We start from the raw sequence: 14,740 nt of genomic DNA on the forward strand, positions 1-14,740 counted from the left end.
GCGATTCTAGACGCGTTGCCCGGGATGGCTTTTTCTACGACGGCGGTACCCTACCTCTGGAGCTCAGACTGGCGCAGTATCTTAGGCCTTTCCAGGATTCCCTCTAGAACGGTGAGATCAACGTCAGTGAAAAACACGCCGCTCATTACGGCAGGACGCTTTCGGAATAAAACTAAGGACGCGAGACTTCTACATCTTGCCGATCGGCTTTGATGTCGTGAATTAAACCGTAGGAAAAGCGGCTTTCAAAAGCGCTGGCAGCACCTCGGATGCTCGGCCAATCAACATCAGCTCGTTGGCATTGCCGAGGGAGACGTCCGCAAGATTGACATGGATTACGGTAGCTCCCGCAGCGAGTGCTATTTCCGGGATGTCCGCCGCAGGCGTAACGATGCCTGAGGTACCTACAGAGATCAGTACCTGGCACGTTTTCACCATATGCATGGCTGCTTTCCAGGGAGCCATGGGTAAATCCTCTTTGAACCAGACGACAGCGGGCCGCAATTTCCCATTGCAGCGTCTGCAACGAGGGGGCTCTACCTCCTGTCCATCACCATGTACCACTAGCTGCTCCTCACTCAGATCGGCAGGCCGATGGCAGGCGAAGCATTTCGGCTGCGCAAGACTCCCGTGTAGATGAACCACGTCCACCGACCCAGCGCGCTCGTGAAGGTCATCAATGTTCTGAGTCACTACGAACACCTCCCTGCCTGTGGCAGCAAGTCGCGACGGCACTAGATGAGCTGCATTCGGTTGGGCTTGTGTAGTCTGATGCCTTCTCCACAAATACCATCCCCAAACGAGCGCAGCGTTGGCACGGAACGCCTCTGCGGTCTCCAATCGCTGGGGATCGTACGTTGCCCAAAGCCCGGTAAGCTTGTCGCGGAAGGTGGGAATACCACTTTCCGCGGAAATACCAGCGCCCGTGAAGAACACCACGCTACGGGCGGATTGCAAGGCGAAGGATGCTTGCTGCATGTCGCTCATGAGGGACCTGTCTGATGATGCTTTATGGCTGGATCGTTAGAGCAGGTGTCATAGCTCGATGGTCGAGCGCCCGACTCTAGCGATGAGCAGAGCAGCGGCTGGTGGAATGCGATTACCCTCCTTCGGTATTCATCCTCAGGCGCCTCGTTCACCAGGCATTCCTCAAGACGCCCCAGCGAGAAAACTTGAGCGGCAGAGAGGTAGTGCCTAAGCAGACTTTTGGCAGAACGGCGGATACCCTGCGGTAAATCTTCGTCACGAGAGAGCTCACGCAGGAACGCCTCTGTTTTGACGATTGCGCGCGTTCGCTCATAAGGAAGGGTCAATCTCGTTATCTCCTGATCATGAACTAAAAGCCCCGGCTAGCTAGCTCACCAACGCCGACCATCCAGTGCGCAGTTCAGCGCCTCGGGCATCGAAGCAAAAGTGGTGAAGCCGTACCAAGTAGGGGGCGATGTCCACTAGCGTTTTACGAGCTGAAAGCTGCAGAGCTTGTAACGCCGCAAGATTCAAGGTGGTCCAATCCTGATCAGAGCGCGTGATCATGATTACGCTCCTTTTTGGCCTCCCTCCATTCCATCCACTTGGCAAAACCCCACGCCGCGGTTCCCATTGTCAGCAAGGCCCAGAGTAGCCATTGCGGAAATTGGTACTGGCCGCTTAGCCAAAGACCTGCGCCTCCGCTAAGCATCGCCATACAAAACCATCTCATCAGCCTGTTCCCCGATTACATACGAGATACCACGATAACCGCATGCTCTCCTGTGCTAACGCCAGTGCTGAAAATTTTGTCGGCTCCGAGATTTGGAAGTGAGAATGGAAAGCCTCCGAATTCCCGACGCAGCCTTCATACTGCCGAAAAACCTGGTCGCCTGGGAACAGCGTGAGCATGCGATTTGGTGGAGGTTTCCCAGTGAGCGCTTGTGGCGGTCCTGTGATTTTTTGCAGGACCGCCACCGACATCTTGCGGTAATCGAGTGCAGCGACACTGGCTACAAGAGCGAAGTCTCGATGACAGATCAGTGAACTGCTGATGGATTAGCTGAGTGCGGCATGGGAATAGTGAATTTGCCCGGTGGTATTGCGGGATTTTCAGCTCAGCAACGGCGGTGGTAGCTGGCAGGCCTGCGGCGAATTTAAATATCAGAAGCTGCGGATAGAGATGAGGGGCGTCGTCGTTACAACGCTCTGGGCCTAGGAGCTTTTTGCTATTCTGTCGGCCTGCGCCGCGGGACTTCGTTGGCAACGGCTCGCCGTTGCTTCCCCCTGCGGACACCCATTCAACCGTTTCCTGAGGTCACGATGCGAAATCATGTAGTGATTGAGGACTGGGATGGCGACGGTGCTATTCGCCTACCCGACGAAGTTCTGCAGGAAATGGGCGTCGACGTTGGGGACACGCTCTATCTGCTCGAGGAGTTCGTAGGCACTACTCGTTGCCTCGTGCTCAGTAAATCGCCGCGTATCCCTGATCGTGTAGATGAGCTGGTTGGCCATTGGGAGTCGTTTGGCAAAGACTCCGCCGAGATAAACGCCAAGGACGAGTGAGCTGACTACCCAGCCTGCTGCCCGCGAATCCTGTTTGACGCTCTACCATTGGCCCCAGCAAAGAGCAGAGACCTTCATGCATAGACAAGGGCCGATAGCTTTTGGCCAACCACGTTCCTAGGTTGCGCAAAGGTAACAGCCCAGGACAAAAAGCAGGTTTTACGAACTCAAGCGCAGCATGATTGTAGTCATGCATCCCAAGCGCTGATGGAGCCGGGGCGGCGCCAGGTACCAGCGATCTATTAACCTCACTGAGCTACGATGCTCGCTGCAGGCCGCGAGGAACTCCGGCTCAATGAGACGACAGTAAGACGCGTCAGGGTCTAGCTAGTGGTCAAAAATCGATATTCCGGATTTCGTTTTTTGTGCCAAAGGTAACTGCCCTCAGACGCCGCTATTAGCCTTAAACTGCAGACACGGTAAAAGACGAAATCCTTGCAGTACGGCACTTAGAGCCATTTTTGAACGCTTGCCGCCAATCAAGATTTCTGTACCGCATTGCCCTCCGAAGGAGGGGTCGTGGGTTCGAATCCCGCCTGGTGCGCCATCTCTCTTCGAATGATCGAGTTCTGCTTAGACACTCGATCATTGTCTGATAAGCCCCACCGTTTACCCGCGAGCTCTCAGCCGTGCTCCCCGTCAGGAGCTGTACGCGTGCGGGCATGCTGACGGCACTGTCTTTAGGTTTTCTGCCAGCTCCCTATGCGTGGAGCCATCCGCTGCGCCTGAACCGTGCGGGCCCAACATGGCCCTGGCGCGACAGACGCGCTCTGATCGAGACCAGCAGCACGCAGCGAATGACACGCTAGTCTGCTTTCAGCTGCTCGATGATCCCTTTCTGTTTGAGTTCATCAAGCGCACTGGTGTCCAGCCCTAGCTGTGACAGCACTGCGTCGGTGTGCTCGCCCAGGCGTGGCGCCGGTCGGTTGTATTCAACCGGTGTATCGGACAGCTTCAGCGGGCTGCCGACCATCTGGAAGTCCGGGTTCATGGGATGCGGGATGTTCACCAGCATGTCGCGCGCCAGTACCTGCGGCTCGGCTAACGCGCGACCGATGTCGTTGATGACACCCACCGGCACTTTCACGGCGTGGATCTTCGACACCCAGCGGTCGGCGTCGTCCGTGAGAAAGTGCTCGGCCAGGAGCGCAACGAGAGGGTCGCGGTTGCGCACGCGGTCAGCGTTGCGGGTGAAGCGCGGGTCCAGCGGCAGATCCGGCAGGCCGATGGCCCCACATAGCGCCACGAACTGGGCGTCGTTGCCACAAGCAATGATGAAATCCATGTCGCGTGCACTGAACACCTGATACGGCACGATGTTGACGTGGGCGTTGCCCTGCCGTCCCGGCGGCTTGCCGGTGCTCAGGTAGTTTTGGCTCTGGTTGCCGAGTGTTGCCACCTGCACGTCCAGCAGCGCCATGTCGCAATGCTGGCCGCGGCCGGTCTTTTCACGCGCCAGCAACGCCGCCTGAATGGCGATCGTGGAATACAGACCCGACATCACATCGGCGACGGCCACGCCGACCTTCTGCGGGCCAGCACCCGGCACCCCGTCTTTCTCGCCGGTGATGCTCATCAGCCCGCCCATGCCCTGGATGATGAAGTCGTAGCCGGGCTCCTCGGCGCGCGGTCCTGTCTGCCCGAAACCGGTGATCGAGCAGTAAACCAGGCGGGGGTTGAGCGCCGACAGGCTGTCGTAATCGAGGCCGTACTTGGCCAGCGAGCCGGCCTTGTAGTTTTCGATCAGCACGTCGGACGTCGCAGCGAGCGCGCGTACCAGTTCCTGCCCCTCTGCGGTGGCGATGTTGATGGACACCGACAGCTTGTTGCGGTTGGCGGACTGGTAGTAAGACGCCTCGGCGCTGTTCCCGCCTTCCGGGGTCTTCATGTAGGGCGGGCCCCAGCCACGGGTATCGTCGCCCACACCCGGCCGCTCTACCTTGATCACTTCCGCGCCCAAGTCGGCCAGTATCTGACCGCACCAGGGGCCTGCCAGTACTCGACTCAGGTCCAGCACCCGAATCCCACTCAATGCACCCATATCGCTCATCCTTTCAACGCGGCCGCCCGTTGGCCTTCGGCCTGGATTGATTGCCGTGCTCGGTCACGCTCAGTATCAGGACCGGTCCCCAACCGATGCCGATGCACAGGTGGATGACCGTATCACTCTTGCTCCTGTGCTGCAGACCACACCAAACGGCCACAAGGCTGACCGGACGGCCGCACGGCATATCGGGCGGTCTTAGGTGTTAGGGCTGCGCACGCAACGTTAGTTGTTCAAGGGCACGCGCGAGACTGGCGCCAGACAGTTCGCCGAGGTGGCTGCCAACCTGGCGCCCTTCGGCGTCGTAGAAAAGCGTGGTCGGCAAGGCAGACGACCCAATGTGCTGGCCAAGCCGTCCGCCCGTATCGAGCAGGACGTTTTTCAGGTCGGGCGCTTCGGCCTTGAGGAAACCGGTAATAACTTGCTCGCCTTCCCCCTGATTGACGAACAGGAAGGTCACGTCCGCCTCTTTACGCTGCGCCTCGGCCAGCACCGGCATTTCCCGGCGGCAAGGCGGACACCACGTCGCCCACAGATTGACGACCAAGGGTTTGCCGACATAGTCCCGCAAGGCAACCGGCTTGCCCTGGCTGTCGCGCAAGCCCATGTCCGGCAGCCGTGTGCCCTGCTCGAATGAGTGAACGGCAAAGCTTGCGAAGCCCCAGCTCAATACACCAACCACCACTGCGGAGATAAGCGGTTTGCGCACGTCACGGTCGCGCCAGCCGAACCACCCGCCAAGTAGAACGGCGGCCAGCACACCCGGCCACGCGATAAACCCCCCGTCACGAATGTCGATCACGCGCCAGGGTTCGTCACGAAAATACTCGGCGTATACCAGCACGAAGGCCAGGCGTGCGACGAACAACGCGACCAACAGCATTCTGAACACGTGCTGTTCGGGATTGCGCTCGCTGCGCCGGCCGACCCACCACCCCGTGAGCATTGCCAGAAACAGGCTCACCAGTAGCAGCACGTGCGGAACCGCCAGAGCCAAGGGCCCCAGATTGATCGTCAACATCTGCCTCGCTCCATTCTTCGCTATGGATGCCGGGGTTGGCATAGCCGTCACCGAACAACAAACGAGCCCATCGTCTCGTCAATGCGTGTTGAGCAGAAGCGTTTTCATGGCGCGCCCCTGTCGCGGGCAATTAGGCGGTGGGGTGTGCGGCAACGGACGTGGCGGACGGCGAGCGTGGCGGACGGATACGAGTGCGCGTAAATGGTGGGCTGTAGAGGGTGGGCTTCAAGCGAACCAGACGTTGTGGGCGGCTTAAACCCGGCGACCGGCGTTTGCGACCAATCGCAGAACAGGCGAGCCTTCACCGCCTTCCGGGGCACCTTCGAATAATAGGCCGTCCGCCAATTGTTGAAGGCGAACGGGATCGTGTACGACCACTTCCCGGTTTCTGACTTCAACGATGCCCTGCGCGCGAAAGCTGGCGAGCACACGGGACAGGGATTCGATAGCCAAGCCCAGATGGTTCGCTATCTGCCAACGAGCCATGGGGAGGCGGAAGTGCGTGGCCGACAAACCGCGGCCGGCCAGCGTGGACATCAACTGTGAAATGAACTTGGCAACACGGGTTTTGGAGCGCGGGGCAGCCAGTCGCAAGCGCGCTTGCCGGCAGGCCTGCAGTTCACGGCCGAGCAATCGAGCCAGGTACCGATCCAGCGACGGATTGCTTGCGCTCAACTGCGCCACTGCATCAAACGGAATCCTGCAGACCGACGAGGTTTGCATCGCCATGGTGGTCGTCATGTAAACGCCGTCATGGAGCGCCGTGACGCCGACAAAATCACCGGCCAGCAAGAACGCCATGATCTGCTCATTCCCATAGCCGTTGATTGTCGAATTTTGCAGCGCGCCGGAGCGCAAGACATACAGGGCATCGGCGGGCTGTCCTGCCGCGAACAGCTGATCACCCTTGTTCAGCATTGGCACATTTGTCACCAGCCGCTCCAGGGTGTTCAGGTCGCGCCTTTTCAAGACGCTGGGCAGGCACTGGGCCGCTCGAATGCAGCGCCGGCAATGGGCCCGATCGGCGCCGGCCAGTTCAATCAACTCCACTTCATGCTCCCTTCCCCGTCGCGACAAGCACCCTGGATAACAGCCACTAACGTAACTGCACGGCCTTGGCCGCATAGTCGTCGCTGTTGATCTCATGGGTCTGGAGCACGGCTTCGAGTTCCTGCCGGATGCCGGGATGCGTGACCACCTCGAGGAGCGCCTGCAGCTTACGAATCACCCACTTCTGCCCGCGATCCACCAGCGCGAGACGATCACCCAGATCCGTGATCGCCATGCATTTCTCATAAAACGCGCCGCGCCCATGGGCAGGCTCGGCGTCGAGCATGATCAGGCAATCGCGAAGCCGCTTGCAGCTGTCGGCTTCGCCACGGTGCACTTGTTGAAGGACGCCTTGCTGGATATCCGATGTCGCTTCACGGAGGCTGGCATTGGCCACCTGTGCGCCCGCGCGCTCCGCGGCCAAAAGCTCATTGAGTGCCGCGATCAATTCGTCGCGCGCGATACCTAGCTGATCCGCTGTCATGTTTCGTCCTCTTGGCTCTATGCCGAGTCACTGCGCCGAGTCGCTGCGTGCCGTACGATTGCATCCGAATCAATGGCACCGCGGATCTGGATGGGTTTGGTCAACCGCAGCGCACGGCAGCCATGCTAGGGCGCAGGAACCTATACGGAAAATGAAAGATAATGCGGCTATAACGCAGAGATTTTGTAGTCAATGAGATTTGGAGGACGGATGAGCTTCGCCGACGATCATATCCGGACGTTCAAATTCCGCCGTCGAACGTTCAGCCTGCTGTCTGCGCTGGTGGTTATTGGCAGTTTCGGAGCGCTGGCCTTTATGACCTTCGATGACGCTGTCTTTGGCAAAGCAGAGTGGCTGGTGCTTGTTCTTGCGATCGGCCTGCTATTGCTGCTCAAGCGCCACCTATGGCGTTGCCCTGCCTGCGATAGCGTGCTGGAAATGGGCGGGATCAACGTACAGGATCTGAAGCGATCCCATCAAATGCGCTGTAAACGATGCGGCGCATCGCTGCAATAGCACACGTGCAACAACCAATGCGCAAACGGGCTTGCCGGGTAGCAGACCGGCCAATGTCCCGGCGCTACAGCGGCTTCAGCGTTCTGCCACGCCTCGCAGCATCACGAAACACGCTTTCATGGCACGTCTTGCCACTGCGGCGGGTCTAGAGTCAGGCATAAGGTGCCGAACACATAAGCTATTGAAATGAAAGAGACGCTGCGTCCCGGCACGTGCAAACTGCCTCGTTATCCGGGATAGCCTCAGAAGGAAACCCACCGTGTTTGCGATCGACAAAGTGCTGCTGTTGGCTGCGATCCTCATCCTGTTCGGCGTGCTTTCCAGCAAACTCTCGGCCCGCCTGGGCCTGCCCGTGCTGGTGCTGTTTCTGCTTACTGGCATGCTCGCCGGGGAGAGCGGTATTGGCGGTATCGCGTTTGACAATGCCGTCGCCGCCCACGCGCTCGGTACGCTGGCGCTCGCATTGATCCTGTTCGATGGCGGGCTGCAGACACCCGCTTCGTCGATCAAGCTGGTGTGGAAACCCGCCTCGCTGCTCGCAACCGTCGGCGTGCTGGTCACGGCTGCCGTTGCCGGGCTCGCGGCGGCCTGGATGCTCGGCCTGCCGATCCTCGAAGGCATGCTATTGGGCGCGATTATCGGATCGACCGATGCCGCCGCGGTGTTCTCGCTGCTCAGAAACGCCGGCATTCACATCAATAAGCGGCTCAAATCGGTACTGGAAATCGAAAGCGCCTCCAACGATCCCATGGCGATTTTCCTGACCGTGGGCCTGCTCGAAGTGCTGGTGAACGGGATGCCGTTGGGGTGGGGCCTGCTCCAGCTGTTCCTGATGCAGATGGGGATCGGCGCGCTGGTCGGCTTGGGAGTCGGCTGGTCGGTGCTGAAGCTCTTGCACCGGATCAAGCTGGTCGCCTCCGGGCTGTATCCGGTACTGGTAACCGCCGGCGGGCTGCTGGCTTATGGCATCGCCGCCAACCTTGGTGGCAGCGGCTTCCTGGCCATATTTGTAGCCGGCGTCATGATCGGCAACCAGCAGTTCGTGTTCCAGCGCAGCACCTTTCTTTTCATGGACGGCCTGGCCTGGCTTGGCCAGATCACCATGTTCGTGGTCCTGGGGCTGCTTGTTCATCCCGCATCACTGCTGGAAGTCTGGTTTGAAGGGCTCGTTATTGCGGTTGCGCTGGTGTTGGTTGCACGGCCGCTGGCGGTTGCGCCGTTGCTGACGCTGTTCGGGTTCAATCTCAGGGAAACGGCGCTGGTGTCCTGGGTTGGTCTGCGCGGGTCCGTACCGATTATCCTCGCGATCTTCCCGCTGCTGTTCGGGCTGCCAAACGCGCCCCTGATTTTCAATGTGGTGTTCTTCGTCGTGCTGATCTCGGCCACGGTGCAGGGCTCGACGTTGCCCCTGGTTGCTCGCAAATTGGGGCTGACCGAGAAACCACCGGCCACGCCGGCCGCCACACTCGAGATCACTTCTCTGCAAAACGTGGATGCAGAAATTGTGGAATACACGCTGGGCAAGGACGCCCGGGCGATTGGCCGGTTGCTGTCGCAAATGGCGTTACCCGAGGGCGTTGTGGTGGCGATGATCACCCGAGGTGACTGCGTAATCCCACCGCGTGGCTCGACACCGCTTCAGCCAGGCGACCATCTGTTCGTGGTGCTCAAGGCCGATAGCCGGGCATTCGTTGATTGCGTCTTCTCACAGGCGCTGGACGCCGCGCGAGGGGATCTGCCTGACCACGAGCTTCGACTCAAGGGAAGCACCAAACTCGAAGACGTCTGGCGGTCCTACGGAATCGACCTCGCCGTGGACAAACATCAAACGCTCGACCGCTTCGTCAAGGACGCGCTGGGCGAAACGCTCCGCCCGGGTGCAGAGCTGCGCGCCGGTACAGCCCTGATCGCGGTGCGCGAGGAGCTTCACGGCCGCATCACGACCGTTGGTATACGGGCGATTCCCGACGAACCGACGACCCCTGGCGCTGCCCGTGCCCGCAGCAGGCATTGATATCAACACTGAGCGGTGATGGATGACTCGTCTCATCGGGACGTTTCGTTGCTTACGCGTCTGGGAGCGCTATGGCGGAGCGCAGCCTGTTGCGGCAGCATGCGCCGATACGGATCGAGAATGAGAGGCACGCGATGATCGACTTCAACAACAAGGGCTTTTTTAAACTAAAGCAGAACGACGAGTTCGCGGAGCGCGTCAGATCGCTGCTGTTGGACGACGAACAAGTCGTCGATGCTTACAAATCCATGCGTGACGGCGTGGTATTCACCACCAAGCGAATCATCGCGGTAAACGTGCAAGGCCTCACCGGTAGCAAGAAGGATTTCACGTCCCTGCCCTATAAGAACATCGTCGCCTATTCGGTCGAGACGTCTGGCACCTTCGATCTGGATTCCGAACTGGAAATCTATTTCTCGTCGCTGGGTAAGGTGAAGTTCGAATTTACGGGCAGGGCTGCGATGGTGGAGATATCGAAGCACATTTCGCGGCATTTACTGTGATCTAAACCGAATGGGTCGACCTGCGATGCGCTTAAGCCAGACGCTCCGCAACCGGATACTTGTCGTCGTGGCGACGGCAGTGCTCTGCCGTGTCGCAGGAGCCGATGTGGCAGCGGCGGACATCGACGCGACAATAGACGAAGCTGCGCAGACGTTGATGGCGCGCCACGCGATTCCCGGTCTTGCGATTGCGATCACCGCCCAGGGCACGCCGCGCTTCTATGAGTACGGTGTGGCATCGACGACGACGCAGCAGGCCGTGACACGCGAAACGCTGTTCGAGATCGGCTCGGTCAGCAAAACCCTGACCGCCACATTGGCGGCCTATGCCGAAACCCAGGGCAAGCTCTCACTCATCGACAGCCCGAGCCGCTACCTGCCCGCCCTTGCAGGCAGCGCGCTGGATCAGATCACGCTGATTGACCTGGCGACTCATACCGCTGGCGGCTTTCCGTTGCAGCTGCCCGATGAGGTTCGTGACGATCAGCAGCTGATCGACTACTTCAACGCCTGGCAACCGCAATACCCACCGCGCACCCACCGTACCTACGCCAATCCCAGCATCGGGCTGCTCGGCAGGGTTGCCGCGAAGAGCCTTGGGCTTCCCTACGCCGACGCGCTGCAGAGCGAGCTGCTACCGAAGCTCCAAATGCGTTCGACTTTCATTAAGGTGCCGGCCAGCGAACTGCTCCGCTATGCGCAAGGCTATGACAAGGACGGCAGACCGGTCCGACTGAACCCTGGGCTGCTGGCCGACGAAGCCTACGGCGTCAAAACCACTAGCGAAGATCTACTGCGGCTGGTCGAGATACAGCTTGGCGTTCGCGAGGTAGATGACGCGGTCCGACAGGCCATGGCTGCGACCCGGTCCGGTTATTACCGCGTGGGTGCCATGACGCAGGCGTTGGTATGGGAGCACTACGAATATCCAGCAGCGTTGGACGATGTGCTAACGGGAAACAGCAGCAAGATGGCGCTCGAAAGTCATCCCACGACGCCGATCAGACCGGCTTTGCCACCGCAGGAGGATGTCTGGGTCAACAAGACCGGATCGACCAATGGCTTCGGCGCCTACGTGGCGTTCGTACCGGCCAAGCAGCTCGGCATCGTCATCCTGGCTAATCGGTATTACCCGAATGAGGCGCGCGTAAAGTTCGCTTATCGCATCCTCGGACTACTGCACTGACCACCAAGCTCATTGCAGATGGTCAGACAAAGGCGGCTTGGGTGGGCTGAAGCCCACCCTACCGGTGGACCCGTCGCCTATCGCGCGGGTCGGAGGCTACCTTATCGATCAAGCTCTGCGCCGATCGCCTCATCCTGAGCAGTTTTAGCGACGGTTTCCGTTCGTTCCACCCGCGTTTCCGTTGTTTGGCCACTTTCCGACCGGATCCCAAGCGCCATCAGCAGCGTCTCAGTAACTTCCATAAAGGAATATCCATCGGCCCATATCTGCGTTTCGCCGTTCAGCCTGTTATCCATGTCTTTCCATTCCTCGACTGGAGCGCCCGTCCAGTCGTTCGTTCGAATTGTTTTGGGCGTTGCCGACTAGCAATACACAGCTACAGCACCGAGCGTGCCATTCGAGTCCTGAAACATTTTTCATTGAATTTCAATAAGTTATGAAACATGCCATTCAGAACCGCCTTGCAATTTGCATGGCAAGCGCAGAATTGCCGTGCGATGTGCACGTGACCGCTTCGGTTTCAAACGGGCCGGCTGTTTGCCAGCAGAGGGGACGGAATGCGGCGTTGGGCTACACCAAACCGAGCGTGAGCGCCGCGAGCACTAGGTAGCGGGCGCCCTTCGCCAACGTTACCAACAGAATGAAGCTCCAGAGCGGCTCACGCAGCATGCCGGCCACCACCGTCAACGGGTCGCCGATGATCGGCACCCAGCTCAACAGAAGAGACCACCGACCGTAGCGGTGGTAGCTGTCCTGCGCCCGTGCCAGCTGTCGCTCTGAGACCGGAAACCAGCGCTTATGCTTCAGCCGTTCGACCGATCGGCCAAGCAGCCAGTTGACCAGCGACCCCAGTACATTGCCGAGCGTCGCCACCAACAGCAGCGCCACGGGTGAAAAGGTGTTGCTGGCCAGGAGCCCGATCAGCACCGCTTCTGATTGCGCAGGCACCAGCGTGGCAGCCGCGAACGCGGCCAGGAACAGACTGAGATATGCGGCCAGGTCAGGCATGGACTACAGAAGTGCAAAAGGTGAACGGCCTCGAGCGCGGGCTTGCCAAAACACGCTGCGATGCAGCACTCACCGCTGTCGAACCGACAGCTTCATCAGCGCCCCGGCTGTGGCCGAAAGCCCGGAACCGCGCCCGGACGGTCCACCCGACCGGCCGGTTGCGTGCAATTGAGGTCCCGAAACGGTTGCCCATCAAGCAGTTCCCAGCCGTGACCTGGTGAGGTCTGCCGGCAGATGATCGTGCCGTCAGCCTTGCTTTGCCATTGGTAATAGGGTGCCGGGCCGGCCACCACCAGGTTCGGCATGAGCAGGCTTAGTAAAAGAAGGAGGAGGCGCATGATCGAACTTCTAGGTGAGCTGGCGCCACTTTAGCCGGATCGGCGCACCGTGCAAGTGCGGTGATTGCGCCATGGCTACGCTGCGTTGGTTGTCACGGCGGTATGGGCGTTTCGTCTCATGCCGCGTCATCCCACCGTAACAGGCTGTCGGCCGGATGGTGTCGGGCGGGGCGAGCAACGCAGGCGATTAATGACTGCGCACGGTGGTTCGCGTTTCCCTTGGTCCCGCCGATGGTCCTGTTCAGAACCAGACCTTCTCCGCCTCGCGCATGAAGATCTCCACGGTTTTCGGCCCGACGCCTTCGAACGCCGCCAGGCGCTTTTCCAGCTCCTCACGGTTCGCGCTCTGCTCACGCAGTGTGCCGAGCTTGCCGTCGTATTCACGGTTGAGCGTGTCGCACAACTTGAGCAGTCGCTCGGCAGTCGACTCGTCATAGCGAACGTAACGCGCCTCTCCGAGCATGTTCACCAGTTCCCGCCAACTGCAATGGCCAAGCTTGCGTGGCGTGTCGCGCCGATGCTTGTCGACGATCACTCGATAGGCCTCGGCGGCGATGTCCCGCTGGATACGTTTGCCGAACAGAAAGCTGGCGACGAACCACTTGAAAAGCTCACCTTCTCCCTTCTCGACGTCGATACCCAGGTCCTCCGCACTGATTTCGCGTGCCATCGTCACCTCGCTGCACAGCCTTCCTTATCCGACGGCATCCAGGGCAGCGGGTTTCATGCTCAGCCATCGCAATCGGCAAGATTCCGCCTAGTGCCGCTTTAAAGATGAGCAGTTTTCCGCCCATGCGCGGCGTTCGATAAAGTGCAAGCCGCTTGCCAAGGCCATCGCTGACACTGGCACGGCTCATGCTATGTCTACTCCTGCCCGATGCGATCAACGACAAGAAAAGCCGCACAGCGCACTCCTGCTTTCCCTCATGAAAGCCATTTCGTGTGTCTCCGCCTGTTCTTGTCCCGCTTGCAGCACAATGGCTGCAGCTGATCGGCTATCGTCTGTTCTGCGAAACCAATAACAACGAAACGGAGAAACACAATGAGATTGACCAAACGCTTCAGCCTGCTTGCTGCCGCAGCGGCGTTCACCGCCAGCACTGCCGCAGTGGCCGCGCCGACCTTCATCAATATCCTGACTGGCGGCACCAGCGGTGTGTACTACCCCATCGGGGTGGGCATTTCCCAGCTGTACAGCAAAGGCATCGAAGGCTCGAAAACCTCCGTGCAGGCCACCAAGGCTTCGGTCGAAAACCTCAACCTCCTGCAAGCCGGTCGTGGCGAGCTGGGCTTCGCCCTGGGCGATTCGGTCGCCGATGGTTGGAATGGCGTTGAAGACGCTGGCTTCAAGGCCCCGCTGAAGAAACTGCGCGCCATCGGCGGCAGCTACCCGAACTACATCCAGATCGTCGCCAGCAAGGATTCGGGCATCAAGACACTCGCCGACCTTAAAGGCAAATCCCTGTCCGTGGGCGCGCCGAAATCCGGTACCGAACTCAACGCTCGCGCCATCCTCAAGGCAGCCGGCCTGAGCTACGAAGACATGGGCAAGGTGGAATACCTTCCGTTCGCCGAGTCGGTCGAACTGATCAAGAACCGCCAGCTCGACGCCACGCTGCAATCGGCAGGCCTGGGCATGGCTGCCATTCGTGACCTGGCGGCTACCATGCCGCTGAACTACGTTGAGATCCCGGAAGACGTGGTCGCCAAGATCAATAACGCTGCCTACCAGGCTGCAAAGATCCCGGCCGGCACCTATGACGGTCAGGAAGCGGACGTTCCCACCGTCGCCATCACCAACATCCTCGTGACCCACGAAGGTGTGTCCGACGACGTTGCCTACCAGATGACCAAGCTGCTGTTCGAAAACCTCGATCAGCTGGGCAACGCTCATTCGGCAGCCAAGGACATCAAGCTGGAAAACGCGACCAAGGCACTGCCAATCCCACTGCATCCGGGTGCCGAGCGTTACTACAAGGAAGCGGGCGCACTCTAAGTACGCCGCGGGCAGCGTCCTAGCTGCCCTGTTCCTGAACCGTGG

Annotated in this window: 17 protein-coding genes; 6 read left to right on the top strand and 11 right to left on the bottom strand. The window is 59.6% G+C overall.

Features of this window, described 5'->3' with window-relative positions:
• Nucleotides 1–222: 222 nt before the first annotated feature.
• From K4O48_RS20175 to K4O48_RS20180, 3 genes are read right to left on the bottom strand one after another with little or no spacing between them, the layout of a single operon-like run.
• Entirely contained in the window at nt 223–987 is a 765-nt protein-coding gene (locus K4O48_RS20175) for an SIR2 family NAD-dependent protein deacylase (RefSeq protein ID WP_031297248.1), read from the bottom strand.
• Nucleotides 984–1,313: a BPSL0761 family protein gene (locus tag K4O48_RS20605; RefSeq protein WP_307876490.1), complete on the bottom strand. Its 330-nt coding sequence runs from the start codon at nt 1,311–1,313 to the stop codon at nt 984–986. The genes K4O48_RS20175 and K4O48_RS20605 overlap by 4 nt, the downstream gene beginning before the upstream one ends.
• A 40-nt stretch (nt 1,314–1,353) precedes the next feature.
• Complete coding sequence (locus K4O48_RS20180) at nt 1,354–1,533, bottom strand: hypothetical protein (RefSeq protein WP_023444224.1); 180 nt, start codon at nt 1,531–1,533, stop codon at nt 1,354–1,356.
• 756 nt (nt 1,534–2,289) lie between these two features.
• Here K4O48_RS20180 and K4O48_RS20185 point away from each other — a divergent pair.
• Nucleotides 2,290–2,535 carry an AbrB/MazE/SpoVT family DNA-binding domain-containing protein gene (locus K4O48_RS20185; RefSeq protein ID WP_222910133.1) on the top strand — a complete coding sequence of 82 codons (246 nt, stop codon included), beginning with the start codon at nt 2,290–2,292 and terminating at the stop codon, nt 2,533–2,535.
• Nucleotides 2,536–3,340: 805 nt separating this feature from the next.
• On the opposite strand, the gene K4O48_RS20190 is transcribed toward K4O48_RS20185, so the two are convergent.
• The 4 genes from K4O48_RS20190 to K4O48_RS20205 form a co-directional block, all read right to left on the bottom strand.
• Nucleotides 3,341–4,576, bottom strand: coding sequence for a CaiB/BaiF CoA transferase family protein (locus tag K4O48_RS20190; protein WP_222910134.1), 1,236 nt, complete (start codon nt 4,574–4,576; stop codon nt 3,341–3,343).
• Between the two features lie 208 nt (nt 4,577–4,784).
• Entirely contained in the window at nt 4,785–5,600 is an 816-nt protein-coding gene (locus tag K4O48_RS20195) for a TlpA disulfide reductase family protein (RefSeq protein ID WP_222910135.1), read from the bottom strand.
• A 252-nt stretch (nt 5,601–5,852) separates the two neighbouring features.
• A complete protein-coding gene (locus tag K4O48_RS20200; protein WP_222910136.1) occupies nt 5,853–6,650 on the bottom strand; it encodes a cyclic nucleotide-binding domain-containing protein in 798 nt (265 codons plus the stop codon).
• Between the two features lie 46 nt (nt 6,651–6,696).
• Nucleotides 6,697–7,134: a DUF6306 domain-containing protein gene (locus K4O48_RS20205; protein ID WP_222910137.1), complete on the bottom strand. Its 438-nt coding sequence runs from the start codon at nt 7,132–7,134 to the stop codon at nt 6,697–6,699.
• Nucleotides 7,135–7,344: 210 nt separating this feature from the next.
• On the opposite strand from K4O48_RS20205, the gene K4O48_RS20210 reads away from it, so the two are divergent.
• From K4O48_RS20210 to ampC, 4 genes are all read left to right on the top strand, one after another.
• Nucleotides 7,345–7,650, top strand: a complete 306-nt coding sequence (locus K4O48_RS20210; protein WP_222910138.1) for a hypothetical protein — start codon at nt 7,345–7,347, stop codon at nt 7,648–7,650.
• A 259-nt stretch (nt 7,651–7,909) separates the two neighbouring features.
• A complete protein-coding gene (locus K4O48_RS20215; protein ID WP_222910139.1) occupies nt 7,910–9,664 on the top strand; it encodes a potassium/proton antiporter in 1,755 nt (584 codons plus the stop codon).
• A 134-nt stretch (nt 9,665–9,798) separates the two neighbouring features.
• Entirely contained in the window at nt 9,799–10,167 is a 369-nt protein-coding gene (locus tag K4O48_RS20220) for a PH domain-containing protein (protein WP_222912179.1), read from the top strand.
• A gap of 25 nt (nt 10,168–10,192) precedes the next feature.
• Entirely contained in the window at nt 10,193–11,353 is a 1,161-nt protein-coding gene (gene ampC / locus K4O48_RS20225) for a class C beta-lactamase (RefSeq protein WP_222910140.1), read from the top strand.
• A gap of 101 nt (nt 11,354–11,454) precedes the next feature.
• On the opposite strand, the gene K4O48_RS20230 is transcribed toward ampC, so the two are convergent.
• The 4 genes from K4O48_RS20230 to K4O48_RS20245 all read right to left on the bottom strand — a co-directional run bounded on the left by K4O48_RS20230 (nt 11,455) and on the right by K4O48_RS20245 (nt 13,369).
• Nucleotides 11,455–11,649: a hypothetical protein gene (locus tag K4O48_RS20230; protein WP_222910141.1), complete on the bottom strand. Its 195-nt coding sequence runs from the start codon at nt 11,647–11,649 to the stop codon at nt 11,455–11,457.
• 274 nt (nt 11,650–11,923) lie between these two features.
• Entirely contained in the window at nt 11,924–12,361 is a 438-nt protein-coding gene (locus K4O48_RS20235) for a YqaA family protein (RefSeq protein WP_222910142.1), read from the bottom strand.
• A gap of 95 nt (nt 12,362–12,456) precedes the next feature.
• The gene (locus K4O48_RS20240) at nt 12,457–12,699 is read right to left on the bottom strand and encodes a hypothetical protein (protein WP_222910143.1); all 243 of its coding nucleotides are present in this window, start codon (nt 12,697–12,699) and stop codon (nt 12,457–12,459) included.
• A gap of 241 nt (nt 12,700–12,940) precedes the next feature.
• On the bottom strand, nt 12,941–13,369 hold the full coding sequence (locus K4O48_RS20245) for a DNA methylase (RefSeq protein ID WP_222910144.1): 429 nt from the start codon (nt 13,367–13,369) through the stop codon (nt 12,941–12,943).
• A gap of 372 nt (nt 13,370–13,741) precedes the next feature.
• Here K4O48_RS20245 and K4O48_RS20250 point away from each other — a divergent pair, with 372 nt between their 5' ends.
• On the top strand, nt 13,742–14,695 hold the full coding sequence (locus tag K4O48_RS20250; RefSeq protein WP_222910145.1) for a TAXI family TRAP transporter solute-binding subunit: 954 nt from the start codon (nt 13,742–13,744) through the stop codon (nt 14,693–14,695).
• Nucleotides 14,696–14,740: the final 45 nt, after the last annotated feature.

The sequence above is a fragment of the Pseudomonas sp. DNDY-54 genome (assembly GCF_019880365.1).
GTDB classification, from domain to species: domain Bacteria; phylum Pseudomonadota; class Gammaproteobacteria; order Pseudomonadales; family Pseudomonadaceae; genus Stutzerimonas; species Stutzerimonas stutzeri_P.